This window comes from Salinisphaera sp. SWV1, from assembly GCF_052044155.1.
GTDB lineage: Bacteria > Pseudomonadota > Gammaproteobacteria > Nevskiales > Salinisphaeraceae > Salinisphaera.
Window position 1 is genome coordinate 13,675 of record NZ_JBQDYE010000032.1, and the last position, 24,468, is coordinate 38,142.

Annotated in this window: 23 protein-coding genes; 11 read left to right on the top strand and 12 right to left on the bottom strand. The window is 66.6% G+C overall.

Annotated features, from left to right (window positions below; translation table 11 throughout):
* Nucleotides 1-4 precede the first annotated feature (4 nt).
* The 3 genes from ACS8YF_RS14645 to ACS8YF_RS14655 form a co-directional block, all read right to left on the bottom strand.
* Entirely contained in the window at nucleotides 5-574 is a 570-nt protein-coding gene (locus tag ACS8YF_RS14645; protein ID WP_440850888.1) for a cysteine hydrolase family protein, read from the bottom strand.
* Complete coding sequence (locus ACS8YF_RS14650) at nucleotides 564-1,913, bottom strand: arylsulfotransferase family protein (protein WP_440850889.1); 1,350 nt, start codon at nucleotides 1,911-1,913, stop codon at nucleotides 564-566. Before ACS8YF_RS14650 ends, ACS8YF_RS14645 begins: the two co-directional genes overlap by 11 nt.
* Before the next feature lie 171 nt (nucleotides 1,914-2,084).
* Nucleotides 2,085-2,987 carry an EamA family transporter gene (locus ACS8YF_RS14655; protein ID WP_440850890.1) on the bottom strand — a complete coding sequence of 301 codons (903 nt, stop codon included), beginning with the start codon at nucleotides 2,985-2,987 and terminating at the stop codon, nucleotides 2,085-2,087.
* 95 nt (nucleotides 2,988-3,082) lie between these two features.
* On the opposite strand from ACS8YF_RS14655, the gene ACS8YF_RS14660 reads away from it, so the two are divergent.
* From ACS8YF_RS14660 to ACS8YF_RS14685, 6 genes are all read left to right on the top strand, one after another.
* Nucleotides 3,083-3,655: a helix-turn-helix domain-containing protein gene (locus ACS8YF_RS14660; protein WP_440850891.1), complete on the top strand. Its 573-nt coding sequence runs from the start codon at nucleotides 3,083-3,085 to the stop codon at nucleotides 3,653-3,655.
* Nucleotides 3,656-3,703: 48 nt separating this feature from the next.
* The gene (cytX, locus tag ACS8YF_RS14665) at nucleotides 3,704-4,894 is read left to right on the top strand and encodes a putative hydroxymethylpyrimidine transporter CytX (protein ID WP_440850892.1); all 1,191 of its coding nucleotides are present in this window, start codon (nucleotides 3,704-3,706) and stop codon (nucleotides 4,892-4,894) included.
* Nucleotides 4,895-5,018: 124 nt separating this feature from the next.
* A complete protein-coding gene (locus ACS8YF_RS14670) occupies nucleotides 5,019-5,654 on the top strand; it encodes a hypothetical protein (RefSeq protein WP_440850893.1) in 636 nt (211 codons plus the stop codon).
* A gap of 6 nt (nucleotides 5,655-5,660) precedes the next feature.
* Complete coding sequence (locus tag ACS8YF_RS14675; RefSeq protein ID WP_440850894.1) at nucleotides 5,661-6,305, top strand: LysE family translocator; 645 nt, start codon at nucleotides 5,661-5,663, stop codon at nucleotides 6,303-6,305.
* A gap of 10 nt (nucleotides 6,306-6,315) precedes the next feature.
* Nucleotides 6,316-6,723, top strand: a complete 408-nt coding sequence (locus ACS8YF_RS14680) for a GFA family protein (RefSeq protein ID WP_440850895.1) — start codon at nucleotides 6,316-6,318, stop codon at nucleotides 6,721-6,723.
* Nucleotides 6,720-7,070 (top strand): GFA family protein, encoded by a 351-nt coding sequence (locus ACS8YF_RS14685; RefSeq protein ID WP_440850896.1) that lies wholly within the window; start codon nucleotides 6,720-6,722, stop codon nucleotides 7,068-7,070. Before ACS8YF_RS14680 ends, ACS8YF_RS14685 begins: the two co-directional genes overlap by 4 nt.
* A gap of 385 nt (nucleotides 7,071-7,455) precedes the next feature.
* On the opposite strand, the gene ACS8YF_RS14690 is transcribed toward ACS8YF_RS14685, so the two are convergent.
* Genes ACS8YF_RS14690 through ACS8YF_RS14700 form a run of 3 tightly spaced genes read right to left on the bottom strand, consistent with a single transcriptional unit; the run spans nucleotide 7,456 to nucleotide 11,182 of the window.
* Nucleotides 7,456-8,928, bottom strand: coding sequence for an AMP nucleosidase (locus tag ACS8YF_RS14690; protein ID WP_440850897.1), 1,473 nt, complete (start codon nucleotides 8,926-8,928; stop codon nucleotides 7,456-7,458).
* Nucleotides 8,929-8,987: 59 nt separating this feature from the next.
* Complete coding sequence (locus ACS8YF_RS14695; RefSeq protein ID WP_440850898.1) at nucleotides 8,988-9,473, bottom strand: GNAT family N-acetyltransferase; 486 nt, start codon at nucleotides 9,471-9,473, stop codon at nucleotides 8,988-8,990.
* The gene (locus ACS8YF_RS14700; protein ID WP_440850899.1) at nucleotides 9,470-11,182 is read right to left on the bottom strand and encodes a thiamine pyrophosphate-dependent enzyme; all 1,713 of its coding nucleotides are present in this window, start codon (nucleotides 11,180-11,182) and stop codon (nucleotides 9,470-9,472) included. The genes ACS8YF_RS14695 and ACS8YF_RS14700 overlap by 4 nt, the downstream gene beginning before the upstream one ends.
* Before the next feature lie 206 nt (nucleotides 11,183-11,388).
* Here ACS8YF_RS14700 and ACS8YF_RS14705 point away from each other — a divergent pair, with 206 nt between their 5' ends.
* Complete coding sequence (locus ACS8YF_RS14705; protein WP_440850900.1) at nucleotides 11,389-11,847, top strand: hypothetical protein; 459 nt, start codon at nucleotides 11,389-11,391, stop codon at nucleotides 11,845-11,847.
* Nucleotides 11,848-11,872: 25 nt separating this feature from the next.
* Here ACS8YF_RS14705 and ACS8YF_RS14710 read toward each other — a convergent pair whose 3' ends face one another.
* Both ACS8YF_RS14710 and ACS8YF_RS14715 read right to left on the bottom strand, forming a co-directional pair.
* Nucleotides 11,873-13,327: an aminoacyl-histidine dipeptidase gene (locus ACS8YF_RS14710; protein ID WP_440850901.1), complete on the bottom strand. Its 1,455-nt coding sequence runs from the start codon at nucleotides 13,325-13,327 to the stop codon at nucleotides 11,873-11,875.
* A gap of 146 nt (nucleotides 13,328-13,473) precedes the next feature.
* On the bottom strand, nucleotides 13,474-14,382 hold the full coding sequence (locus ACS8YF_RS14715; RefSeq protein ID WP_440850902.1) for a LysR substrate-binding domain-containing protein: 909 nt from the start codon (nucleotides 14,380-14,382) through the stop codon (nucleotides 13,474-13,476).
* Between the two features lie 101 nt (nucleotides 14,383-14,483).
* Between ACS8YF_RS14715 and ACS8YF_RS14720 the strand changes: the two genes are divergently transcribed.
* Complete coding sequence (locus ACS8YF_RS14720; protein WP_440850903.1) at nucleotides 14,484-15,464, top strand: DMT family transporter; 981 nt, start codon at nucleotides 14,484-14,486, stop codon at nucleotides 15,462-15,464.
* 96 nt (nucleotides 15,465-15,560) lie between these two features.
* Here the strand turns inward: ACS8YF_RS14720 and ACS8YF_RS14725 are convergent, their stop codons facing one another.
* The 3 genes from ACS8YF_RS14725 to dsbG all read right to left on the bottom strand — a co-directional run bounded on the left by ACS8YF_RS14725 (nucleotide 15,561) and on the right by dsbG (nucleotide 19,329).
* The gene (locus tag ACS8YF_RS14725) at nucleotides 15,561-16,676 is read right to left on the bottom strand and encodes a Rieske 2Fe-2S domain-containing protein (RefSeq protein ID WP_440850904.1); all 1,116 of its coding nucleotides are present in this window, start codon (nucleotides 16,674-16,676) and stop codon (nucleotides 15,561-15,563) included.
* An 85-nt stretch (nucleotides 16,677-16,761) separates the two neighbouring features.
* The gene (gene lnt / locus ACS8YF_RS14730) at nucleotides 16,762-18,273 is read right to left on the bottom strand and encodes an apolipoprotein N-acyltransferase (protein WP_440850905.1); all 1,512 of its coding nucleotides are present in this window, start codon (nucleotides 18,271-18,273) and stop codon (nucleotides 16,762-16,764) included.
* 246 nt (nucleotides 18,274-18,519) lie between these two features.
* Nucleotides 18,520-19,329: a thiol:disulfide interchange protein DsbG gene (gene dsbG / locus ACS8YF_RS14735; RefSeq protein ID WP_440850906.1), complete on the bottom strand. Its 810-nt coding sequence runs from the start codon at nucleotides 19,327-19,329 to the stop codon at nucleotides 18,520-18,522.
* A gap of 392 nt (nucleotides 19,330-19,721) precedes the next feature.
* On the opposite strand from dsbG, the gene ubiE reads away from it, so the two are divergent.
* From ubiE to ubiB, 3 genes are read left to right on the top strand one after another with little or no spacing between them, the layout of a single operon-like run.
* Nucleotides 19,722-20,495 carry a bifunctional demethylmenaquinone methyltransferase/2-methoxy-6-polyprenyl-1,4-benzoquinol methylase UbiE gene (ubiE, locus tag ACS8YF_RS14740; RefSeq protein WP_440850907.1) on the top strand — a complete coding sequence of 258 codons (774 nt, stop codon included), beginning with the start codon at nucleotides 19,722-19,724 and terminating at the stop codon, nucleotides 20,493-20,495.
* Nucleotides 20,492-21,118, top strand: a complete 627-nt coding sequence (locus tag ACS8YF_RS14745) for a ubiquinone biosynthesis accessory factor UbiJ (protein ID WP_440850908.1) — start codon at nucleotides 20,492-20,494, stop codon at nucleotides 21,116-21,118. The genes ubiE and ACS8YF_RS14745 overlap by 4 nt, the downstream gene beginning before the upstream one ends.
* Entirely contained in the window at nucleotides 21,118-22,755 is a 1,638-nt protein-coding gene (gene ubiB / locus ACS8YF_RS14750) for a ubiquinone biosynthesis regulatory protein kinase UbiB (protein WP_440850909.1), read from the top strand. The genes ACS8YF_RS14745 and ubiB overlap by 1 nt, the downstream gene beginning before the upstream one ends.
* Nucleotides 22,756-22,804: 49 nt before the next feature.
* Here ubiB and ACS8YF_RS14755 read toward each other — a convergent pair whose 3' ends face one another.
* Entirely contained in the window at nucleotides 22,805-24,427 is a 1,623-nt protein-coding gene (locus tag ACS8YF_RS14755) for a S41 family peptidase (protein ID WP_440850910.1), read from the bottom strand.
* Nucleotides 24,428-24,468: the final 41 nt, after the last annotated feature.

The following is a 24,468-nucleotide window of genomic DNA, read 5'->3' on the forward strand; positions in this document are numbered from 1 at the left end:
ACTGTCACGACGCCTGGCCGGTCATCGAGTCGAGGATCGCGGCGGTACTGCGTACGCGACAGAACTCGCCATCGAGGCTGGCCAAGTGGACGCGTTGCACCGTGTCGGCATCGATCCGGGTGGGGTCGGCCGCCCGGCGTTCGAAGGTCGCGCTCGCATCGCCGGCCAGCACGACCTCGAAGCCGAGATTGCCCGCCATGCGAACGGTGGTCGAGACACAATGGTCGGTGGTCAGGCCGGCAACGACCAGGGATCGGCTGCCCAGGCGTTCGAGTTCGGCTTCGAGGTCGGTGCCGATGAATGCACTGTTGACGCGCCTGGTGAGCCACAGTTCGCCCGGCGCCGGGTCGAAACCGGTTTTGAACGCATGCCCGGTCCGGTTCGGGGCCAGCGCCGAGCCGGTTTCGGTGGAGCTGTGCTGGATATGCACCACGGGCGAGCCGGTGCGGCGCCAGCATTCGAGCAACGCGAGCGCGTTGTCTTCGGCCCGCGGATTGCTGCGCGGGCCGAGCCCGGGCGCGTCGAAGGCCCGCTGAAAATCCACCAGCAGCAGTGCCGTCGCGTTATTTGGCATGGGCCTGGATCTGTTTTTCCCGGGTTGCCAGCCGTTGGCGGAACGCCGGGTCCAGCGAGGCCGGATCGATGCGATACCCGCCGGAGAGCACCGGGATGAACTGGTTATGATCGCCGGCCCGGATCGGACTGACGTATTCCCACACGATCTGCCCGGCCTTGGTGACTTCGAGCATCCGGCCGCCGTCGGATTCAGTGATCAGCGTGTCGCCGTTGGCCAGGCGTTGGTCGGTGGAACGGATGCGGCTGTCCAGCGGCTGACCCGGGCTACCATCGTAGGACCACACGATCTTGTCGTTGCGCGGATTGAATTCGATCACGCGCGACGGGTTGTGCGGCTTCATGTTACCGAGGTTGTCGAACATCAGGATATTGCCGTTGGCCAGCACGTGCGGGTCGTGCGGCGCCAGCCAGTTACCGTGCATGGCCCAGACGATGCGTTGGGCCTCGGGATCGACCAGCGCCAGCAGGTTGATCTGGCGGAACATGACGAGTACGTCGCCGGGTTTGCCGAAACCGAGGGCGGCGATGTCCTTCGGGCCGAGCCAGTCGACCGTATTCACGTGCAGCGGGTCGAAATCGGCGAACCAGGGCTCGCCGCGACGCAGCGATATGCCGTAGGGCGAGCGTGCCAGCATACGGGTGAGCGACAGCTTTGACAGCTGTTTGCCGTTCGGTGACAGGGTGACCAGGAAATCCTCAAGATAAGGCGTGGGCACGAAGCGGTAGCCCGACAACGGTTGATCGGTGAAGTCGTGGGTCAGCGTAACGATGCGGCCATCGTTGGTGACATCCAGATCGTGATGCACATGCGCCAGATAGCGCCAGACGATGTGGGAATCGGCGTCGAGCTCGACCAGGCCATAACCCCAGGGCGTATCGTTGCCCGAGATATAGATCGCCAGCAGATGCCCGTTGGGCAGCAGCTTGGCCCGGCGCATGTAGATCAGGTCATCCTTCTGCGGATGCTGAACGGCGGCGTTTTTCGTCCACACCCTGGAAAACGGCATCTTCCATTCATGGACGACGCGGCCGTCGGCATCGATCAGGCGCGCGACGTTGCCGTCACCCGAGGTGAACAGCGTATAGCCCGGCTGCATCTTCGCGGCGTCGTGCACGGTGACACCGCGGGCATTGGTGCGCGCACGACGCCATAGATCGGTGGCCAGCGGGTTGACCGCGGTCTGCGACTGCGACCATTCGGCCATCCCGGCCTTGTAGGCATCGTGAAACAGCGGATAGGGCCAGACCTGGGTCAGACTGACGGCGATGCCGGCCGCGAAAGCCAGAAACAGGACCGCCAGGACATGCAATGCGTTCGCGAGATAGCTCAGTTTCATGATCCGCCGGGCTTGGCGTCATGAACCCGGGATCATGACGCGAAAACTAGCCAAAGAGTCTAGGGCCTGTGGCCGTTTCACGCGACGCCGCGGTGCCGTGTGAAGCGGCTACAGGCCCTGGCAAACCCCTGCACCGTCACCGCGACCGTCCGTCGCGGCGGGCGATCCGGGTCAGTCCGGCCGCGGCGGTTCCTCGACATGCGGCTCGGTTTCGGCGCCCGGTGTGAGCGTGGTGCCGATGGAAGCACACATCACCGCGCCGATCGCCAGCCATTGCCATAGATCCAGTTCCTGGCCGAGAAACAATAAGCCGGACAGGGCGCCAACCGCAGGCTCCAGGCTCATCAAGGTGCCGAACATGGCGGTGGGCAGCCTTGGCAGTGCGATCATCTCGAGCGTATAGGGTAGCGCGGTCGACAGAATCGCAACCCCGGCGCCCATCGCCAGGACATGCGGCGTGAGCAGGGTCGCGCCGGCCTGCCAGATGCCGATCGGGGCGACCACGATCGCCGCGATGGTCACGCCGAGTACCGCGCTGTGCATGCCGTGAACCGCGCCGGCCTTCTGCCCGAACAGGATATACAGCGCCCAGCAGGCGCCGGCCCCGAGCGCGCAGGCGGCCCCGGGCCAGTTGACCGCGCCCGTGGTGTCGGAGCCCGGCCACAGCAGCACGGCGAGCCCGGCGATGGCCAGCATGATCCAGAGCAGGTCGAATACCCGGCGCGAGGAGGCCACGGCCACGGTGAGCGGGCCGGTGAACTCGAAGGCCACCGCGATGCCGAGCGGAATCCGGTCCAGCGCCTGGTAGAACAGGAAGTTCATGGCACCGAGCGCGACGCCGTAGACCGCGATCGCCTTCCAGGCCTCGGCGGAGATGGTCTTGCGCCACGGGCGCAGCACGGCCAGTAGCAGTAGCGACGCGATGATCAGGCGCACCGATGTGGTACCGGCCGCGCCCGCGACCGGGAACAGCATCTTCGCCAGCGAGGCGCCGCTCTGGATCGCGCTCATGGCGATCAGAAGCAGCGCTACGGGCCAGCTCCGGGCAATGAGGGCACGATGATGGGCTTGCATGAGCGGTTCGACACCACGTCGTATCGCCGGCGCGCGGTGGCGCCGGAACCTCGATCCGGCTTGGCCGGTGGCGCATGATGGCGCAAAATAACGCGATGAGCAATATATTGCACAGTCCTGGTGAGCGGCCCGATGTGCTCGTGCATGTCGCGGCCAACGTGCGTCGCCTGCGCGCGGCCGCCGGCTTGAGCCAGGCGGCCCTTGCCGAAGCCGCCGGGCTGAGCCGGCGCATGCTGGTCAACATCGAAAAAGGCGACGTCAACGTCAGCCTCAATACCCTCGATCGGTTGGCGGAGGCGTTGGGCGTGGCGTTCTATGCGCTGGTGGCGCCGCCGGAAACCCCCGACGCGACCCGGATCGACGAGGTCGCCTGGGCGGGCGCGAGCGCCGACAGCCAGGCCCGGCTGCTCGCCAGCAAGACGGCGCGCGAACAAGTGGAGCTGTGGTCCTGGTCGATGGCGCCCGGCGAGGTTTATGCCTCGGCTGCCGATCCGGCGGGCTGGGCCAACATGATCGTGGTGCTGACCGGCGAACTGACGGTCACGCTCGGCGACGAGCACTTCGTGATCGTGGCGGGCGATTTCCGGGTCTTTCCCAGCGATCGGCCGCATCGTTATGCCAACGGGGGCGATATGCTGTTGCGTTTCGTGCGCAACGTCGTCTATTGATCTGGCCGACAGGCCGGCCCGGCCTGAAACTGTCTGGAGAGCATGCCCATGCGCGGGTTTCGCGACATTCCGTTCTTTTTCCTCTGGTTCGGCGCCGCTGTGTCGTTGTCGGAGATGCTCGCCGGCACGCTGCTCGCGCCGCTGGGGCTGTGGCGTGCGCTGGTCGCGATCGTGCTCGGCCATGTCATCGGCACCACGCTGCTGGTGGCCGCCGGACTGATCGGCAGCCGCGAAAACCAGAGCGCGATGGGTACGGCGGGCGCGGCCTTCGGGTCGGCCGGGCGGCGCCTGTTCGCGGCCCTCAATGTGCTGCAACTGGTCGGCTGGACGGCGATCATGCTGGCCACCGGCGCGCGCCAGTTCGCGAGCCTGGCCGGGCACCTCGGGGCGGTCGGGCCGATCGGTCTGTGGATCGGCGTGCTGGGGCTGCTGGTCGCCGGCTGGGCGGCTTTCGCCCGGGCCGGTATCGGTCGGCTCAACACGCTGGCCGTGGTGTTGTTGATCGGGCTGCTGCTGACCGTGTTCGTGCGCCTGTTCTTCGTCGCCGGCGCCGCCCCGGCGCCGATGGCGACGTCGATGCGCTTCGGTGCGGCGCTGGAACTGGTGGTGGTCATGCCGTTGTCCTGGCTGCCGCTGGTGGCCGACTACAACCGCCACGCGACAAACGGCGGCGCCGCGGCCGTGTTCACCTGGCTGGGGTACGCGATCGGCAGCGCGTGGATGTATGCGATCGGCCTGCTCATGGCGCTGCATTTCGGTGGGCTGGATCTCGGCGCGCTGGTCTCGGGCGCGCCGGCGCTCGTGGCGGCCCTGGCGGTGATCGTGCTCTCGACCGTCACCACGACCTTCATGGACACCTATTCGGCGGGCGTGAGCCTGCGCCATGTCGCGCCGGTCGCCTCGCCGCGCGTACTGGCGCTCGCGATGACGGCGATCGGCACCGTGATTGCGTTGGTGGCGCCGATCTCGGCCTACGAAGGATTTCTCTATACCATCGGCGCGCTGTTCTCGCCGCTGTATGCCGTGGTGCTGGCGCGCTATTTCGCGCTCGGCGAGCGCGTCGACGAGCCCGGCGTGCTGGCCTGGCCGGCCTTGGGCGTATGGGCCATCGGGGTGGCGAGCTACTACGGTTTTCTGGCGCTGGATACGCCGATCGGCGCGACCTTGCCTTCGTTCGCGGTCACCGCGCTGCTCTACGTGCTCAGCCGCCGCGCCCGGGCCATCGCGCACGCGGTCTGACGCGTGTCGGGGGCCCGGTCGTGCGCGGCGGGCTGTTGTCGCGGACGATGAAGCCGCGCGCCAATACACGTCGCAGCACAGGCGGTAGGCTGGGCATCAGCCCCTGCGTTGATGTGGCCTCGCCATGAAACAAAGCGAATTGATCGACGCGCTGTTGGCCGAGCATGGCCGTACCTTCGCCGCCGAACTGGGCGCGCCGATCGCTAAGAACACACCGTCGCCGCTGTTTCGGCTGCTGTGTCTGGCGCTACTCACGAGCGCCCCGGTGCAGGCCGATATCGCGATGCGGGCCGCGCAGGCCATGGCCGCGGCCGGCTGGACTACGCCCGACAAGCTGGCGGCCAGCACGTGGCGCCAGCGCGTTGACGTATTCAACGGCGCCGGCTATGCCAGAGTGGATGAGAAGACCGCCACCCAGATCATGGATTTCAACGGCCATCTGCGCGAAGCCTACGCCGGCGATCTGCGCCGGCTGCGCACAGAGGCCGATGGCGATATCGACGCTGCGAAGCGTGCATTGAAGCGCTTCAAGGGCATCGGCAATACCGGCGCGGCGATCTTTCTGCGCGAGGTGCAGGCGGTCTGGGGCGAGTTCTATCCGTTCGCCGACAAGGCGAGCCTGACGACCGCCGACAAGCTCGGTCTGCCGGCCGACGCGGCGAAGCTGGCGCGGCTGATCGGGCGGGATGATTTCCCGCGGCTGGTTGCGGCCCTGGTTCGGGTTAAACTCACTGGCGACATCGATCGCTTTCAGGATTGAAAAGCCATGTTCGATTACTCGCTGGCCCACTGGCTGACGTTCTTCGGCGCGGCGTTCGCGCTCGAGATCGCGCCGGGGCCGGACCTGCTGTTCATTGCTGCCCAGACCGGGCGGCACGGGCGTGGCCATGGCTTTGCGGCCATGTTCGGCGTATGGACCGGCGCGCTCGTGCATGTCGCGGCCACGGTGCTCGGCCTGGCCGCGATCCTCGCGCGTTCGGCGATGGCGTTCTCGATCATCAAGTATGTCGGGGCCGCCTATCTGGTCTGGCTGGGCCTTCAGTCACTGGTCTCGGCCCGGCGCGACGCCGACGCCGCCGACACGCCCTCGGCGCTGGCCGCGCCCAGCCGCCGGGCCGCCTATAGACAGGGCATTCTGGTCGATCTGCTCAATCCCAAGGTCGCGTTGTTCTTCCTGGCCTTCATCCCGCAGTTCGTGGTCGACGGCGCCGGGCCGGTAACGGCACAGCTGGCCTTGCACGGGCTGTTGTTGTTCGTGGTGGCGGGCATCATCGAACCGGCCCTGATCGTGGTCGGTGATCGGCTGATTCGACTCCTCGAGGGGCGGCGTCGTCTGGCGGCCTGGGCCGAGCGCGGCGTGGGCGTGATTTTCATCGGGCTCGGCGCGCGCCTGGCCGCCGCGCATCGCTGAGGCGGGCGCCATGAGCGAACATGAACACGCCGGCCGCTGCGCCTGCGGCGCCGTACGTTTCCGCCTGGTCGGCCAACCGACCGACGTCATCGCCTGCCACTGCCAGACCTGCCGACGCTGGTCCGGGTATTACTGGGCGGCGACCCATGTGCCGCGCGATGCCTTGATCATCGATGCCGAGGCCGAGCTCGCCTGGTGGGCCTCGTCGGAATTCGCCGAACGCGGTTTCTGCAGCCACTGTGGGTCGAGCCTGTTCTATCGGCGGCACGACGCCGATCGTGTGTCGGTGGCGCCGGGCGCGCTCGATGCGCCCACGCATCTCGCCACCACGGCCCATATCTGTGTCGCCGAGGCCGGCGATTATTATGCGATCGACCCGAACACGCCGCGGTTTCCCGGCCCGGACATGGACTCGTGACGCATGCGGGCGGCTGTGCCTGTGGCGGCGTGCGTTTTGTGGTGCACGGCGATCTGGCGCCGGTCGGCGCCTGCCATTGTGAAAGCTGTCGGCGCTGGTCGGGCTACTACTGGGCCGCAATGGAAATCCCGCGCGGGCGATTCGAACTGACCGCGGCGGGCGCATTGGCCTGGTGGCGATCCTCGGCAGCGGCGGCGCGTGGCTTTTGCAGCCGTTGCGGCTCGAGTCTGTTGTTCGACGAGACGGACAGCCCGTGGATCGAAATCAGCCCCGGCGCCTTCGACGAGCCTACCGGCGAGACAACCACGACCCATATCTTCTGTGCCGAAGCGGGCGATTATTATTAATCCGGCATGAAAATACCTTCATGCCGGATTAATAACGCGAGTATGCGCAAGCACCCTCGCCGCGGCCATCGGCCGCGAAGCCGACACAAACAAAAGACGGACAGGCGCCGTCTTTGGCTTTGTCGGCGTTGAAAAACAGCTGATTTTCAGCTGTTTTTGTGCCAGGTTTTATTATCGTTTGGACGATGGCGCACCGCGTTATCCGGGGTTCGAACCGCGGGGCTGAGGGGCCCCGGGCATTCGCGGCGCGCAGGCCCCGGGAGCTTCCATGGGGCCGGTTGGCCGGGCCGAGCGCCATCAACGACGGGCTACACGGCCGCGGAGGCGTCCCAATGGCCGGGCGCGCGCCCACGGCCTATGGCGTGGGCCCGAGGCTGGCGGCGGGTCAGCGAAACGCTGGCTCGTCGAACGAGCGCAGCTTGCGTGAATGCAGGGCCTCGACGCCCGACTCACGAATCAGCTTGAGTGTTTCCAGGCCGATGGTCAGATGCTGCTGGACCTGGCTCTGGTAGAAGGCGTTGGCCATGCTGCGCAGCTTGAGTTCGCCGTGCATGGGCTTGTCGGATACGCACAGCAGGGTGCCGTAGGGTACGCGCAGGCGAAAGCCGTTGGCGGCGATGGTCGCGCTTTCCATGTCGATGGCGATGGCGCGCGACTGGGAGAAGCGCTCGTAGAGTTCGTCGTAGCGGAATTCCCAGTTGCGGTTGTCGGTGCTGGCGACGGTGCCGGTGCGCAGCCGGTTCTTGAGATCGCGCTTGGACAGCCCGGTCACGCCGGACACGGCCTGCTCGAGCGCGATCTGCATTTCGGCGATCGGCGGGATCGGCACCCACGGCGGCAGGTCCTGATCGAGGACATGATCCTCGCGCACGTAGGCATGGGCGAGCACGTAGTCGCCCAGCTGCTGGGAGCGGCGCAGGCCGCCGCAGTGGCCGATCATCAGCCAGCAATGCGGGCGCAGTACGGCCACATGATCGGTGATGGTCTTGGCATTCGCCGGGCCCATGCCGATGTTGATCAGCGTGACGCCGAGGCCGTCCTCGCGGGTCAGGTGGTAGGCCGGCATCGGCGGCAGATGCTTCGGCGTCTCGCCGCCGGCACTCAGATGATCGAAGCGGGGGTTGGGCTCGACCACGTCGCCCGGCGAGATGAAGCCGGTGTACTCGTCGTGGTGGGCGATCTGTTCATGGGCATAGGTGGCGAAATCGTCGACATAGCGCTGGTAGTTGGTCAGCAGCACGAAACCCTGGAAATACGACGGGTCGGTGCCGGTGTAGTGCGCCAGGCGCTGCAGGGCCAGATCGGTGCGCTGGGCATCGAACAGCGCCAGCGGGAACGGCTGGCCGGGCTGGGTGCGATGCGTACTGTTGGGAATCGCGTCGTTCATGTTGGCCAGATCCGGCAGATCGAAGGCCCGTTCCATCGCCCGTACCGCCGCCGGGGTGAGATTGGCCGTGGCCTGTTCGATCATGAACGGCAACGGGATCGGCTGATCCGACAGGCCGACCTGGATTGGCGCGCCGTGGTTTTCGATCAGCAACGACAGCTGCTCCAGCAGATAGTCGTGGAACAGATCCGGCCGGGTGACGGTGGTGCCGTGCACACCGCCCTTGCGCAGCGAGCCGTAGGTCGGCCGTACCGAGCTGACCAGTCGATCCGGCGTGGTTTCGATCCCGACGTAGGGGTAGTAGGCCGCCGGCAGGGGTTCCGGCGCGTGCTCACCGGCCACGAACCGACGATGCCGGTCGGCCATCTGCGCATGCGCGGCGGCATACAGCGATTCGATCCGGGCGAGGGCGGCCTCGGCGGTGTCGAAGGATTGCAGGTCGCGGGCGTTGCCATGTGCGGTGCCGGGCATTTCGTGGTGGTCCTTGTGCGTCGGTTCCGTTGTCGGGGCGAGATTAGCAGCTCGCGGCGTCAGTCGAACGGCTCTCGCTGCAAGGTCATGATGTCGTCGCCAACCGTCCCCCGGCAGATGCCAAAACCGAGCCGCTTGTATGCGCGGACTGCATGCGCATTGTCGGCAAACACGGCCAGTTCGAGCGTGTCGGACGCGCGATGCCGGTCGGCCTCTGCGGCAAGCCGGAAAATCAGTGTATCTATGATGTGCTGGCCACGCCGGGCCGGGTTCACGATCAGGCGGGCGAAGCGCACGATGGCGGGCGGCTTGAAATGGTATTCGCCGAAGGCGATCAAGCTGCCGGTTTCGTCGACCAACACGTGGGGGCAGGCTTGTTCGCGATACAACGCGAGCGCCAGGCCCGGACCGTCCAGCGGCCAGGGCGTATTCGGACCGGCCCAACGCTGCGCGGCATGGACATCCGGGATCCAGCCGGCCAGTTGCGCGTAGTCGCCGGGTTCGGGCTTGCGCTGCGCAAGCCCGGCGTCGGCGGTCGGGGTCATCGCGTCCAGAAGTTGTTGCGTACCAGATCAACCACTTCGCCCATGCGCCCGGACAGCACGGCCTTGGTCGAATACAGTGCGGTGGAGGCGACCTGGCCGAACTCGATGTGCGGCGGCATCACCAGTTCCATGCGATTGACCTTCACATCGAGAATGCCGGGCCCGTTGTGGGCGAGCAGTTCGGCCACGGCGCCGTCGAGCTCGTGCTTGGCCTCGACCTTGCGGCCCCACAGGCCGATGGCATGCGCCAGCGCGCCGAAATCCGGGTTCTTGAGTTCGGTATACGCATCCAGCAGGCCGTCGACCTTCTGTTCCAGTTCCACGAACCCGAGCGAGCTGTTGTTGAAGATCACGATCTTGAGCGGGATCTCGAACTGGGCCAGCGTGAGCAGATCGCCCATGAGCATGGACAGCCCGCCGTCGCCGCACATGGCGATCACCTGCCGGCCCGGATACGCCTGGCTGATGCCGAGCGCCTGCGGATAGGCATTGGCCATGGTGCCGTGGACCAGGCTCGGCAGGGTCCGGCGCTTGCCGTTGGCCTTGATATGACGCAGACACCACACCATCGGGCTGCCGCCGTCGGCGGTGAACACGGCATCGTCGGCCCCGTGTCGATCCAGCGCGAGTGTGAGTTCCTGGGGATGGATCAATCCGTCGTCGTCCGATTCGACCGCTGCCTCGTCGAGTGACTCGAGATAGGTCTGGCGGCAGGCGTTGACCCAGTCGCGGTCGTCGTGGGGCTGGATACGTTCGACGAGGGCGGCGCAGGTATCGCGCACCGAGCCGATCACGCCGATATCCACCGGATGGCGCAGACCGATCTGGCCGGCGGCGATATCGACCTGGATGAGGGTCGCGTCCTCGGGGTAGAACTGGGCCCAGGCGAAACTGCAGCCGAGCAGCAGCAGGGTGTCGCATTCGGAGACCGCACGATAACCGCCGGCCAGGCCGAACACGCCGGTCATGCCCACTTCCAGTTCGTTGTCGTATTCGATGAAATCCTTGGCGCGCGAGGTCCAGGCGATGGGCGCGCCGAGCTTGTCGGCCAGCGCGATCACTTCGTCATGCGCGTCGGCGCAGCCGTAGCCGGCATAGATGGAGACTTTCCTGCCCGCGTCGAGCGCGGCGACCACGGTGTCCAGTTCGGATTCCGACGGGCGGATGACCGGATCGAAGCGCATCGTGCGCCACGGCAGAGAGTTCTCCGGCTTGGCGGTGAAGATATCGCCCGGCACGATCAACACGGCGACGCCGCCTTCGTTGAGCGCCTTCTGCGCGGCGATCGCGGTCAGGCGTCTGGCGTTCTCGGGGCTGGCGACGTATTCGCAGAACACGCTGTACTGCGCGTACAGCGGACGCTGGTCCACGTCCTGCGGAAAGCCGACACCCATCTCGGCGGTCGCCACCTGCGAGGCGATGAACACCACTGGCGCGCCGTTGCGGTGCGATTCCAGCAAGCCGTTGATGAAATGGGTGCTGCCGGGCCCGCAGGTGCCCGCACAGCAGGCCAGCTCGCCGGTCATGTAGGCCTCGCCGCCAGCCGCGAAGCCGCCGACTTCCTCGTGGCGAACGTGGACCCAGTCCATTGCCGAGCGGCGGATGGCATCGGTGAGGTGGTTGATGGTGTCGCCGACCACGCCATAGCAGCGCTTGGCGCCCGCTTCAAGCAGGGTGGCGACCATGATTTCTGCGACGTTCTGACTCATTGCGCGGCTCGGGTCCGGGAATTTCTCGATCGCTCGATCATACAACCTGGGTCGGGCCCGGGTGCTATCCGTGGTGTTACGCGGCCCGGGCTGACGAGGCCTGCGCAGCCGTTGGCGGAATGCCGTTGATCTGGATCAAATAGCCCCGGACGGCGATCGGACAGGCTGTGCTGGACGTCCTTCCGGACACGATGGAGAGTAAGGCGATGGATATTGTCGACACCTTGCGTGCCGATCATGGCTATCTCACGAGTCTGGCGCGCCGGATCGTGGATGAGTTGCCGCGCTACGTGCGCGCCCGTCCGCATTCGGCGGCACGGCTTCGCATGCTGGTGGCCGGCTATGTCGCGTATGAACAGCGCGTGCACGAGCCGCGCGAGGCCTGGCTGCGCGCCTATCTGGCAGCGCGCGACGGGGTCGAGGTGCCGCCCGGGTTCGGCGAGCCGGCCCACGACTGGACCACGATCCGCGCATGGCTGGTGTCGGCCACCGGGGGCGCGGCCCGGTTGGATCTGCGCCATCAACTCACGGCCGCCCTGCGCGACGGCGCGGAATCGATGCAGCACGAGGAAACGGATCTGCTCGCCCGGGCCCGGCGGTGCCTGTCCGCGGTCGAACGGCATGCCCTGGCGTTGCGCACGATGGCCCTGGGCGCCCCGGTGTGAGAACCGGGCGCGCCGAACCCTTGTTTCAGTCCCGGGCCAGTTCGGTGAGGGTTGCGCGCAGGATCTCGTGGAAATTGGCGACCGCGGCGATATCCACCCGCTCCGCGGGCGAGTGTGCGCCGCGAATGGTCGGCCCGAACGAGATCATGTCCATCTTCGGGTAACGCGCTCCGATCAGCCCGCATTCCAGCCCGGCGTGGATGACCTTGACCTGCGGTTTTTGCCCGGTCACGCGCTCATGCACGGCCACGAAGCGCGCCAGCAGTGACGACTTCGGGTTCGGCGCCCAGCCGGGGTAGCCGCGTTCGCGCGTCACCGGAAAGCCGGCCAGCTCGAACATCGTCGCAATCCGGTCGGCCAGCGAGTCGCGCGCGGAATCCATCAGCGAGCGCACCATGAGCTGGGCGGTGAACACCCCATCGGCGACCTGCACTACGCCGATATTGTTGGAGGTTTCGACCACGCCGGGGGCCGCCAGGCTCATGCGCTCCACGCCATAGGGCAGGGCATAGAGCAGGCGCACCAGGCGCTTGGTGTCGCTGGCCGACAAGGCCTTGTCGGCGTCGGCGCGATCCTGGTCGACGCTGACATGGCCATCCACGCCGGCCAGTTCCTTCTTGAATACCGCTTCCAGCTCCACCAGTTCCGCCGTGGCTTCATCGAAGGCGGCATCCGGCAGCGCCACGGTCGCCCAGGCCGCCCGGGTGATGGCGTTGTCCATGCGCCCGCCGTCGTAGTCGACCAGGCGCAGGCCGAGCGGGAGCAGTTGATGCAGCGCACGCGCCAGCAGGCGGTTCGCACTGGCGCGTCCGGTGTGGATGTCCATGCCCGAGTGCCCCCCGGTCAGGCCGCGCACGCCGACCTTGAACACGGTGAGGTTACCTTCCAGCGGGTGCTCGGCCAGCTCGGTTTCGGTGGTGACGTTGGCGCCGCCGGCACAGCCGATACAGACCTCGCCTTCCTCCTCCGTGTCCAGGTTGAGCAGCAGGCGACCGTCGAGCCAGTGGGGCGCGAGGTTGGCCGCGCCCACCAGCGAGACTTCCTCGGCCACCGTCAGCAACACCTCGATGGGGCCATGTTCGAGTGTGTCGTCGTCCAGGATGGCCAGAGCCGCGGCGGCGCCGATGCCATTGTCGGCGCCGAGCGTGGTGCCGCGCGCCTTCAGCCAGCCGTCCTCGACGAAGGTTTCGATCGGATCCCTCTGGAAATCGTGGTCCACGCCGGCATCGGTTTCGGCGACCATGTCGACATGGCCTTGCAGCACCACACCCGGCGCGTTCTCGCGGCCCGGCGTAGCGGGCTTGACGATACGCAGGTTATTGGCTTCGTCGCGTTCATGCGCGAAGCCGCGATCATCCGCCCAGGCTTCGATCTTCGACAGGATCGCGTCCTCGTGCCAGGACGGGCGCGGGGTGTCGCAGAAGGTACGGAAATGCTGCCATAGCAGCGTCGGTTCGAGTTGCTCGAGGTGCGCGTTCACGGCGTCGTGGTTCCTTGATCAATACGATAGCGGCAGAGCATAGGCAATCGTTGGCCGCGAGGCCATGCTACGACGCTGTCATCACTTTGTCGGACCCGGGCGTCGGTTGCACGCCGCAAGCGCGGATCGAGCGCTGAACCGCCGCCTCAGGCCGTGGCCGCGGTCAGCGCATCGGACAGCCAGTCGACCACGGTCGCGGTGCGGGCCTCGTCGGCGTGGCCGGCCGCGGCATAGACCGACAGTCCGCGCGGCAGGGTCAGCGACGCCCGCATCGGGCGCACGAGTTGTCCGCGCGCCAACAGATGTTCGAGCCCGCGGCCCCAGCCGAGCCCGACGCCCTGGCCCATGACGGCGGCCTGCAGGACCACCGGGTAGCTGTCGAACATCACGCCCTCGGGCAGAGTGACGTGGAGCCCGACCGCCGACAGCCAGTCCGCCCAGCTCAGCCAGCCGTCCCGCGGGTCGTCCCGGCAATGCAGAATGCGATGCGCGCGCAGATCGGCCGCCGTCAACGAGTCCGCCTCGGCCACGCTCGGCGCGCACACCGGGAAGACCTCGTCGGGCACGGAAAACAGCGGTGTCAGCGCACCCGCGGGCCGGGTGCTGCACTGCAGGGCGAGATCGAAGGATTCCTCGGCATGGGTAAGCGGCTGGGTGGAGGCGTTCACCCGCAGGCGGATATCCGGGTGCGTGGCCTGAAAGGCCGGCAGGCGCGGAATGAGCCAGTACATCGCGACGTACATTTCCGCCAGCAGAACGATGTCGTCGCTTTCGCGTCGCGATCGCAGCCGTTCGGCGGTAGTCGCGATCGTTTCCAGGCCGTGGCCGATGGCGCGGGCCAGTTCGGCGCCGGCATCGGTAAGCGCGACCGAGCGATGCCCGCGCGTGAACAAGGCAAGCCCGAGGTCGTCTTCCAGCGCGCGAATCTGGCGACTGACCGCGGCCTGGGTCAGGTGCAGTTCGTGCGCGGCCCGGGTGAAGCTTTCCAGCCGCGCGGCCGCTTCGAAGGGCAGCAGCGTCGCCAGCGGCGGCAGGGTGTGGCGCAGTCGGCTCATGTCGTCACATTACCGCAGATTATGGCAGTCGGCGTATTCATCGCGTGACGACGCATCGGCACTGACCGAGTATCGGCTCTCCGTGTCGTGCAGGTGATGTCATGTCTTGGACTGGAATGCGTTCGTCGCCCGCGGCCGGCGGTGTCGGCTGTATTGTCCTGGCCGCGGTTATTCTGGCGCTGGGCGACGGTCTGGTAAAGATCGCCTCGGCCGAGATCAGTGTATGGCAACTGGTCTTTCTGCGCGCGTTGGTGGCGTTGCCGCTGATCGCCATCGTGATGGCATCGGGCGCAAGCCGGGGCGGGGTCTGGCCCAAACGTGTGTCATGGGTGGCGCTGCGCAGCCTGTTGCTGGTTTTGATGTGGCTGTTGGTCTATCTGGCGCTGACCCGGTTGCCGCTGCCGGTCGTCTCCGCCGGGCTCTATAGTTCGCCGATTATCATCGCGCTGATGGTGGCCGTGCGCCCCGGCCGGTCATTGTCGAGGCGGGAAACCGTGGGCGTGACACTCGGCTTCGCCGGTGTATTGATTCTGCTGCGTCCCGGCGGGGCGGCGTTCTCGCCGATGCTGCTGCTGCCGCTGGTGGCGGCGGCGCTGTATGCATTCGCGGCCGTGATCACGGCATCGCGGTGCCGCGAGGAGTCGCCCGTTTGTCTGGCGCTGGGCATGCAATTGCTGTTTCTCGTGGTCGGCGGGATTGGGCTCGTGATCGCGCCGATGCTCGCGCCCGCGGGTGACCTGGGCTCCGGCGTGGCCTTCCTGGCGCATGGCTGGCAGGCCATGGATATCGAGGTGTTCGTCCGGTTGGCGCCGCTCATTGTCGGGCTGGCCGTGATCGCGGTTACGGCGAGTATCGCCATGGCGCGGGCCTACCAGATGGCGCCGGCGCCGATGGTGGCAGCGGGCGATTACAGCTACCTCGCGTTCTCCGGATTCTGGAGCCTGGTGTTGTTCGGGCAGATTCCCGACCGGCTGGCCGTGCTCGGCATGGCGCTGATCGCGCTGGCGGGCATCGCAGCGACGCGCGGTGAACGCGGCCGCCATGCGGTGAACAGGGGCCGGTCCGAGCCAGGCCACCGATAACCCGGCGGCCACGCTGGCTGACGCGAACGCGCCGAAGCCAATGCGCCCCGGCCGGCCCGGTCATCTTGGCCGCCGCCGCCCCGCGCCGGCCGATGATCAGGTCCGGGCGCCCAGCGGCCGTCCCTGTTCGACCAGCAGATGGCGCAGCTTCTGGATGATGGGAAAGATCTCGTTGTTGCGGTCCTCGCCCTGGGCGTCGAAAGCGCGCTGCTCGGCTTCGACGATATCCTCGTCCTGGCCGAAGATGCCGTTGGTGAAGGCGATGATGAACGGCCACAGGACATGGATGGCGCCTGGGATACCGGGTTTTCTCACCATCATCAGGCCGAAGGTGTGGTTCTTGCGCTGCTCGGCGTCGATGGGCACGTAGGCGTTCCACAGATCCAGCGCCGGTTCGCTCGAGCCCGCGGTCCAGAACTGCAGCGTCTGGTACGGATAGCCCGTGCGGATGGTCATGATGTCCTTGTCCTCGCGCGCGTCCGATTTGGCATCGGGGGCCTTCGAGCGACGGCCGAGCATGAATTTCTCGCCGATCGGCTGCTTGCCGCGGGCGCGATGAAAGGTGTAGTCGACTTCCACCCAGCCGTCGCCTTCGCGGATATCCAGCGCGGTGGGGTTGATGCTGCCCATCAGGCTGCGATGCAGGAACTGATGATTCATGTCCATCAGGTTTTCGTGCATGAAGCTGTAGTGGCAGTCGATGCGCCGATCGAGGTAGCGGGTCTTGTAGTGGGGGTCGCCCCAGGTCGGGATAGACGGAAAGCGATCGATGCCGGCGGCGTTCACGTTACCCGGATAGACGAAGATCAGGCCGTAGGCTTCCACGCAGGGGTAACTTTTCACCCCGTTGGGCAGTGATTTGCCCTGGTCGAGATAGGGCACGTTGATGCAGGCGCCGGCGGTGTTGTAGGCCCAGCAATGGTAGCCGCAGAGCAGGCGCTCGCCGCGGACTTCGCCCAGCGACAGCGGCACCTGGCGATGGGCGCAACGATCCTCGAGCGCGAAGATATGTCCGGTTTCGGTGCGCGCGAGCACGATCGGCTCGCCGGCAAAGCTCACGCCCTTGGTGCCGGCACGCGGCACATCGCGCGAGCGCGCCAGCGGATACCAGTAGTCGGGGTCGATGGCGGTCTTGCGGATATCGTGGGGCAGCGGAGCGGCGATGCCGCGGTCCGCGCGACGATCCACGGGGGTAGGGGAAACCGATGACATGAACAACAACCTCCGAAGCGGTCGGCAGATAGAACTCGACTCGTTGTAGCAGGATTTGGGCTTTAGCTACAGTCCGTGATTGACCCTACCGTCGGCGTAGCCGTCGACGATCGAGAACGCGCGCCATACCGGCCAGGCCGGCGACACAAAGCGCCAACAGCACCACACCATAGTTACCCCAGCGTGCGAATGGTGTCATGCCGGCATAGGGCCGGAAGTGGCCGGTGACGGCGGTCGCGGTGAAGTCCGGCGCACGCGCGACCACCCGGCCGTCCGGGGCGACGATGCCGGTGACCGCGCTGTTGTCGGCGCGCAGTAGATAGCGGCCGGTTTCGACCGCCCGCATGCGCGCCATCTCGAAATGCTGTTTCGGCCCGATGGACCGCCCGAACCAGGCATCGTCCGATACGTTGACCAGCACATTGGCCGGCGGCACGTCACGGGCGATCAGGCCGCCGAAGATATCCTCGTAGCAGACCGAGATGCCGAGCGCGACATGGCCGGCGACGATCGGCTTCTGGTGCGTCGCGCCCGGCGTGATGTCCGAATAGGGCATACCCCACTCGGCCATCCAGTGGCGCACGAATTCCGGTACCGGGAAGTATTCACCGAAGGGCACGAGATGGCGCTTGGAATACAGGCCCTTGCCGGCGCCGACCGCCACCACGCTGTTATAGATGCGTTGTCCGTTCTTGCTCGCGCTGAGCAGGCCAGTGATCAGGGTCGTATGGTGCTTGGCCAGGCGGGCGCCGAGATTGTCGAGCGCCGGTTTGACCGCGCGATAGTAGTCCGGGATCGCGGTTTCGGGCCAGATCACCAGATCCGACTGCCAGTGGCCGTGGGTGAGTCGGGAATAACGATGGATCGCATTGTCGACCGACTGCGGCGACCACTTGGCCTGCTGGGTGATGTTGCCCTGTACCAGGGTAACGGTGAGCGGCTTGCCGCTGGGATGCGTCCAGTCGATACGGCCAAGCCCGAAGGCACCCGCCCAGAGCACGATCAGCGCCGCGATCGCCGTCGGCGCCCGCTTCGGGCGCGCGCTCAGCCAGGCCAGCAGCCCGGCCGAAAGGGCGACTGCCCAGCTGGCGCCGAACACGCCGAATATCGGCACGATGCCGACCAGCGGCGAGGCGATCTGCGAATAACCGATCGACAGCCAGGGAAAGCCGGAGAAGACCCAACTGCGCAGCCATTCCACCAGCGTCCAAAGCAGCGGCAGCCAGACCAGGTATCGCAGCGCGCCCGGGGTCGGGGCGACGCGCGCACCAACGCCGAGCGTGAGGGCAATGAAGCCGGCCAGCACAACGATCAACCCCACCAGCAGGGCCAGGGCCAGCGGCAGGGGCGCGCCGCCCACCCCCGACAGTGCGATCAGGATCCAGTACGTGCCGGCGCCGAACTGGCCGATGCCGAATGCAAGCCCCACGCCGGCGGCGCGCCGCATATTCAGTCCGTCGGCGAGGCGAAACAGCGCCGCCAACAGGAGGGGCAGCGCCCAGAATGCCCCGAACGGGGCAAACGCGGTCACCGAGATCGCGCCCATGATCGCGGCGAGGGCAAGCGCCGGCCCGAGTGTCCTGTAACGCAAATTCATCGCCCTGTTTCGACTCTTTTTCGCGCCATGCGGCGTTGCGGCGATTCGCCGTATTCCCCGATACGGCTCATCACCGCGCCTTGCCTGGCACGAAAAATCACGCGAAACCCATGACGTGAACTTGCGTTACAGGACACTGGACGAGCGCGCAAGGTCGGTCCTGGCACGGTGGCAATCCTGAGAGTCGAGTGGCAACCGGCAATTCAGGCCGGTCGTCCGCGAAAACAGCGGGCCGCGCTAAGGCGATCAGCTCTGGTGGTGGATGTAGTTCTTGAGCCAGGCCTTGGCCGGCGCGCCGATCTTGGCCGCCCAGTGGCCGTCTTTCTTGTACAGCAGCGTCGGTGTGCCGTTGCCGCCGGCCGACGACATCTGCTTGTAGTGGCGGTTGATCACGTGCTTGAGTTTGGCCGAGGGTGAAGCGACCGGTTTGATGCCGCCTTCTTCGGAATCCTCATCGAACCCGTTCTCGTTTTCCACCAGCGCCCTGGCCGGGTCCTTGGCCGACAGGATCGCGGCCGCGCGGCCCATGCTCGATGACTTGAGGAAACCGACCAGGGCCCACTGCAGCTGCAACTTGCCGGCTTTGACCAGCGGCTCGGCCTGCTGGTAGAAGCGATGACAATAGATGCAGTTGGGGTCGGCGAAGACATAGATCACCGGCGCATCATTCGGGCCCTGCTGAACCAGATGCCCGGTTTTCTTGAGCTGATCGACCACCTTGCCCACATCCGGCTTGGGCACGTACTTGTCGGTGTACTGCGCCGACATGTTCTTGCCCTCGGGCGAGACCATCTGGCCCATGAACAGATAACCATGATCGCCATAGACGATCTGATGCTGGCCGTCGTTCTCCAGCACATAGCCGGTCACGCCCGGGACATCGGTCTTGAACTGCCGATCGACCGTCAGCGAGCCGTTTTTGACCGCCTTGGCGAGCACCGGTGGCAGGTCACTTGTCGCCGGTTTCTGGGTCGGCTGGGCGCTGGCGGCAAGGGTGGTGGCAAGCAGTCCGGCACCGGCCACGGCGGCCAGGCGCTTGAAAACGGCGAGGGTCATGCAGGGCTCCGGTGATGACAATAACGGCTCGGCCCGGGGATTGCGGCGGCCCGAGCGCGACTCTGGACGCAATGTACTAGCCGAGGCGCGAGTTGGCGAGCACGAACGCAAGCCGTCACTCGAGCCTGTGCCTCGGGGCCGGCCGGGGCGTGCGGCCCGCTGCCTCACGCCGAACGGTCGCACGAGGTGATCGTTCGCTGGTGTCGACGCGCCCCGGGCGCCTCTCTGCGAACCGGATGCGTCACCGGGCGACGCGCGGGCACCGGCCAATCGCGCGCGCTATCGCATGCCGGCGCCGAACAACGAAGCCGGTACCACCGGCGGGCATGCTTGGCCGCCACGCCCGCCAGTGCGGTAAGCTTGCCGCCACGCCCAACTGCCCGCACCCGGCCATGGTCGATTCCCGACAGCCGCCGTCGGACGATTCCGACACCATCGATTTCGGCTACGAACGCGTGCCGCGCGGCGCCAAGGCCCAGCGCGTGGGTGCGGTGTTCGATTCGGTGGCCGACAACTACGACATCATGAACGATCTCATGTCGATGGGCGTCCATCGGGCATGGAAGCGGTTCACGATCAGTCTGGCGGCGGTGCGCCCGGGCGAGCGCGTGCTCGATCTGGCCAGCGGCACCGGCGATCTCGCGGCCGGTTTTGCCCGCAAGGTCGGCGCCTCCGGCCGGGTGCTGATGTCCGATATCAACCACGCCATGCTCTCCAACGGCCGCGACCGGATGATCGAGCGCGGGCTGGTCTCGAACGTCGATTATTGCCTGGCCAATGCCGAGAAACTGCCGTTCGCCGACGACGCCTTCGACTGCGTGACCATCGGCTTCGGCCTGCGCAATGTCACCGACAAGCAGAGCGCGCTCAACGAGATGGCGCGCGTGACCAAACCGGGCGGGCGCACCATCGTGCTCGAATTCTCCAAGCCGGCGGTGCCGGGTCTGGGACGGCTCTACGACGTGTATTCGTTTTCGGTGCTGCCCTGGCTGGGCAAGAACGTGGCGCGCGACGAGGCGGCTTATCGCTATCTGGCCGAATCGATCCGCATGCATCCCGATCAGGACACGCTGAAGTCGATGATGGGCGAAGCCGGTTTCGTGCGCTGTGGTTATCACAACCTCACCGGCGGCATCGTCGCCGTGCATCGCGGTTACGCGCCATGAGTCCGGCGGGGGATTTTCGCGGCCTGCCGGGGCCGGCGCGGGCCGCCGCCGAAATGGCGCTCAATCGCTATATCGGCGCCGACGCGACCGCGCTCGAACGCGCGGCGGCGCTGTCCGGGCGTTCGTTGACCGTATGTTTCGCCGATCTGGGCCTGGCGGTGACCTTCATCGGCGAGCGGCACGGCCTGCAGGTCGCGGGTTCGCCCGAAGGCGAGCCGGACGTGCGCCTGACCGGGCGCTCCACCGTGTTTGCCCGGGTGTTCTTTTCCGGCGGCCGCGAGGGGCTCACCGGCGGTGGTCTGCGCATCGAGGGCGATATCGGCATCGCCCAGCAGTTCGCGGATCTGTTCTCCGGCGTGGATTTCGATCTCGGCGATCTGCTGGATCAGCGCTTCGGGCCCGTGGTCGGGCATTTTCTCGAGCAGGGCGCCAAGGGCGCGGCCGGGCTGTTCTCGCGTCTGCGGCGCGAGCTGCCGGCGCAGACGGCCGAGTATCTGCGCGAGGAAACCCGTGACGTCGTCGGCGCCTGGGAACACGAAAAACTGGCCGGCGAAGTCGCGGGGTTCCGCGACCAGGTGGAGCGCACTGCCGCTCGAATCAAGAGACTGGAGCGGCGACGCTGATGCTCGGACAATCCCGGCGTGTGCTGGAAATCCTGCGCACGATGCGCCGCTATGGCCTGGGCGAGCTGTTCGGCGACAATGCGCCGACCTGGCTGGTGGGCCGGCCGAAGCACTTCGACCAGCCGGTGGCGGTACGCCTGCGCCTGGCGCTGGAAGCGCTCGGGCCGGTGTTCATCAAGTTCGGCCAGACCCTGTCGACGCGCCGCGACCTGCTGCCCGACGGCATGGCCGAGGAACTGTCCAAGCTGCAGGACGATGTGCCGCCGTTCGAGGGCGCCGAGGCGCGCGCGTTGATCGAGGCGGCCTATGGCCACGAGCTGGAACGCTTCTTCGCCGAGTTCGACGAGCAACCCATGGCTGCGGCCTCGATCGCCCAGGTGCACGCCGCACGCCTGCACCCGGCCGCGGGCGAGACGCGCGGCGCGGCCGTGGTGGTCAAGGTGTTGCGCCCGGACGTGCACGCGCGTGTGGCGCGCGACATCGCGGTGCTCTACACGCTGGCGAAGATGGCCGCGCGCTTCCATCCGGAAGCCGAGCGCCTGCGCCCGGTGGAGATCGTGGCCGAATACGATCGCATCATCCACGACGAACTGGACCTGATGCGCGAAGGTGCCAATGCCAGCCAGCTCGGGCGCAACTGGCACGGCTCGGACCTGATCGTGCATCCGACCATCTATTTCGACTACAGCACCGAGTCGGTGCTGGTGATGGAGCGCATGGAAGGCGTGCCGATCGACGATGTCGATACGCTCGTCGCCGCCGGCGTGGACTTCAAGGCGCTGGCCGAGCGCGGCGTGGAGATATTCTTCAAGCAGGTCTTTCGCGATAATTTCTTTCATGCCGACATGCACCCCGGCAACATCTTCGTGCAGACCGACAATCCCGGGCGTCCGCGTTACGTGGGGCTGGATTTCGGCATCGTCGGCACGCTGACGGCCGACGACCAGCGTTATCTGGCCGAGAATTTCCTGGCCTTCTTCAATCAGGATTACCGGCGCATCGCCGAGTTGCACGTGGAATCCGGCTGGATGCCGGCGGATACCCGCATCGAGGATTTCGAGGGCGCGATCCGCACGGTCTCCGAGCCGATCATGAACAAGCCGCTGGCCGAGATCTCGTTCGGGTTGTTCCTGGTGCGCCTGTTCAAGATCGCCCGGCGTTATCGCTATCAGGTTCAGCCGCAACTCGTACTGCTGCAGAAGACCGTACTCAACGTCGAAGGCCTCGGGCGCGACCTGTATCCGCAGCTCGACCTGTGGGCGACGGCCAAGCCGATTCTGGAAGAGTGGATGCGTCGCCGCGCCGATCCGCGCATCGCGGCTGAACGCATTCGTCAGCAGTTGCCGCAGATCGTGGACGGTCTGCCCGATCTGGTGAATACGGTGGTGCGACGCACCCGCGCCGGCGAGGCGCCCGGCGCGCACCAGCTGGAAGCCGCGCTGACCGAGATCACCTACGAACTGCGCACCGCGCGGCGGGCCATGCGCTGGACGCTGGTGGGCACCGGTCTGGTCGTGGTCTCGGCCGCCGAGCTGGCTTATCCGCCGTTGCCGGTGTGGATGGCCATCATCACCGGGTTGGCCGGCATGATCAGCTGGGCCAAGGCCTGGCACGGTACGCCGCGCCCGTCGAGATAAGGCAACGCGGCCGCGCGCTGCCGTTCACGCCACCCTGTTGGCATCGGTTCTAAGAGCCGGCCGTGGCCGCCTTGCCGTCGTGCCGGGCACTGTTGTGGGCCTGTCCAGCCATCGGCCGGCTCGGCTTCGCCCCCCGCGTCTGGTTCTGATTGAGCGTGTTGAGCCCCTTGAGCAGGTTCAGGGCTTCATAGACACCGTAGTCCTTTTCCACCAGTGGCTTGCCGGAGTGGGGCTGGTCGGCGCTGCCATGGTTTCCGGAATCGGCAGCGGGCGTGCCGGACGCGTCCGCGCCGGTATCGGACGATTTGGCGCCCGTGTCGCTCTGCGGCCGGGTCTGCGACTCGGGTTTCGAGTGGTTGCCCTTGCCCTTGCCGGTATCGCTGCTGTGGCCGGCGTCGTTGTTGGCGTTGTTGGCCGCCGGGCCGGCGCCGGCTTCCGCGCCGGTATTCTTGAGCGCGCCGGGCAGGTCGGCCTCGGTATAGCCGAAGCCGCCGCTGGCCTGGGCCGGCGTGATCTTGACCGGCGCCAGCTTGATGTCGGGCGTGATGCCCTCGGCCTGGATCGAGCGGCCGGACGGGGTGTAGTAGCGCGCGGTGGTGAGCTTGAGCGCCGAGCCGTCGTTGAGCGGCAGGACGGTCTGCACCGAGCCCTTGCCGAAGGTCTGGGTGCCCATGATCACCGCACGGTGGTCGTCCTGCAGGGCGCCGGAGACGATTTCGGCGGCCGAGGCCGTGCCCTGATTCACCAGCACCACCATCGGCGCGCCGTTGAGCTTGTCGCCCGGCGTGGCCTTGAACTTGTGCTCGGTATCGGCGGCGCGCCCCTGGATCGAGACGATCGTGCCGCTGCCGACGAAATCGTTGGAGACGTCCACCGCGGCGCCGAGTACGCCGCCGGGATTGTTGCGCAGGTCGAGCACGACGCCCTTGAGCGGGCCGTTGGCCTTTTTCTTGAGCTGGGCCAGCGCCTTGTTCATGCCCTTGGCGGTGCCGTCGGTGAACTGGCTGATGCGGATGTAGCCATAGCCCGGGGCCAGCATGTGCGACTTCACGCTCGCGACCTGGATATCGGCGCGTTGCAGATGCAGGTGGATCGGTTTGTCGTGGCCATCACGCAGAATGGTCAGTGAGATATTGCTGCCCGGCTTGCCGCGCATCGCGTGCACGGAATCGCTCATGGACATGCCCTTGACCGGCTTGTCGTCGATGCGAATGATCATGTCGCCCGGCTGGACGCCGGCCCGGGACGCCGGGGTGTCGTCGATCGGCGAGATCACCTGCAGATAACCGTTCTCCATCTGCACCTTCACGCCGATCCCGCCGAACTGGCCGGAGGTGGATACCGTGAGCTGCTTGTACTGGTCCGGATCGAGATAGGCCGAGTGCGGGTCCAGCCGGTCGACCATGCCGTGCAGGGCGTTGTCCAGGAGTGTCTTGTCCGACACTTTCTCGACGTAGTCCTGCTTGACCTGGTGCATGATCGCCACGAACTTGCGCAGTTCCGACAATGGCAGCTTCTGATTGGCCTGGCTGGCATCACTGGCCTTTTGCAGGCTCTGGACATCGGCCGCCCCGGGCGCGCTGTCGGCGAAACTGTTCTCTCCGATCGTGATGACCGTGCCGACGATCACGCCGAGCACGATCAGGGATGCGCCGCGCAGTTTGGGGTCCATGTCTTTTTCCAGTGTCTTGTCAGTCGGTTCCGGCGCCCGAA

What these genes read in the sequence shown, in the direction of transcription:
- ACS8YF_RS14645 (WP_440850888.1), bottom strand. Translation starts at nt 574, where the DNA reads ATGCCAAATAACGCGACGGCACTGCTGCTGGTGGATTTTCAGCGGGCC.
- ACS8YF_RS14650 (WP_440850889.1), bottom strand. Translation starts at nt 1,913, where the DNA reads ATGAAACTGAGCTATCTCGCGAACGCATTGCATGTCCTGGCGGTCCTG.
- ACS8YF_RS14655 (WP_440850890.1), bottom strand. Translation starts at nt 2,987, where the DNA reads ATGCAAGCCCATCATCGTGCCCTCATTGCCCGGAGCTGGCCCGTAGCG.
- ACS8YF_RS14660 (WP_440850891.1), top strand. Translation starts at nt 3,083, where the DNA reads ATGAGCAATATATTGCACAGTCCTGGTGAGCGGCCCGATGTGCTCGTG.
- cytX (WP_440850892.1), top strand. Translation starts at nt 3,704, where the DNA reads ATGCGCGGGTTTCGCGACATTCCGTTCTTTTTCCTCTGGTTCGGCGCC.
- ACS8YF_RS14670 (WP_440850893.1), top strand. Translation starts at nt 5,019, where the DNA reads ATGAAACAAAGCGAATTGATCGACGCGCTGTTGGCCGAGCATGGCCGT.
- ACS8YF_RS14675 (WP_440850894.1), top strand. Translation starts at nt 5,661, where the DNA reads ATGTTCGATTACTCGCTGGCCCACTGGCTGACGTTCTTCGGCGCGGCG.
- ACS8YF_RS14680 (WP_440850895.1), top strand. Translation starts at nt 6,316, where the DNA reads ATGAGCGAACATGAACACGCCGGCCGCTGCGCCTGCGGCGCCGTACGT.
- ACS8YF_RS14690 (WP_440850897.1), bottom strand. Translation starts at nt 8,928, where the DNA reads ATGCCCGGCACCGCACATGGCAACGCCCGCGACCTGCAATCCTTCGAC.
- ACS8YF_RS14695 (WP_440850898.1), bottom strand. Translation starts at nt 9,473, where the DNA reads ATGACCCCGACCGCCGACGCCGGGCTTGCGCAGCGCAAGCCCGAACCC.
- ACS8YF_RS14700 (WP_440850899.1), bottom strand. Translation starts at nt 11,182, where the DNA reads ATGAGTCAGAACGTCGCAGAAATCATGGTCGCCACCCTGCTTGAAGCG.
- ACS8YF_RS14705 (WP_440850900.1), top strand. Translation starts at nt 11,389, where the DNA reads ATGGATATTGTCGACACCTTGCGTGCCGATCATGGCTATCTCACGAGT.
- ACS8YF_RS14715 (WP_440850902.1), bottom strand. Translation starts at nt 14,382, where the DNA reads ATGAGCCGACTGCGCCACACCCTGCCGCCGCTGGCGACGCTGCTGCCC.
- ACS8YF_RS14720 (WP_440850903.1), top strand. Translation starts at nt 14,484, where the DNA reads ATGTCTTGGACTGGAATGCGTTCGTCGCCCGCGGCCGGCGGTGTCGGC.
- ACS8YF_RS14725 (WP_440850904.1), bottom strand. Translation starts at nt 16,676, where the DNA reads ATGTCATCGGTTTCCCCTACCCCCGTGGATCGTCGCGCGGACCGCGGC.
- lnt (WP_440850905.1), bottom strand. Translation starts at nt 18,273, where the DNA reads ATGAATTTGCGTTACAGGACACTCGGGCCGGCGCTTGCCCTCGCCGCG.
- dsbG (WP_440850906.1), bottom strand. Translation starts at nt 19,329, where the DNA reads ATGACCCTCGCCGTTTTCAAGCGCCTGGCCGCCGTGGCCGGTGCCGGA.
- ubiE (WP_440850907.1), top strand. Translation starts at nt 19,722, where the DNA reads ATGGTCGATTCCCGACAGCCGCCGTCGGACGATTCCGACACCATCGAT.
- ACS8YF_RS14745 (WP_440850908.1), top strand. Translation starts at nt 20,492, where the DNA reads ATGAGTCCGGCGGGGGATTTTCGCGGCCTGCCGGGGCCGGCGCGGGCC.
- ubiB (WP_440850909.1), top strand. Translation starts at nt 21,118, where the DNA reads ATGCTCGGACAATCCCGGCGTGTGCTGGAAATCCTGCGCACGATGCGC.
- ACS8YF_RS14755 (WP_440850910.1), bottom strand. Translation starts at nt 24,427, where the DNA reads ATGGACCCCAAACTGCGCGGCGCATCCCTGATCGTGCTCGGCGTGATC.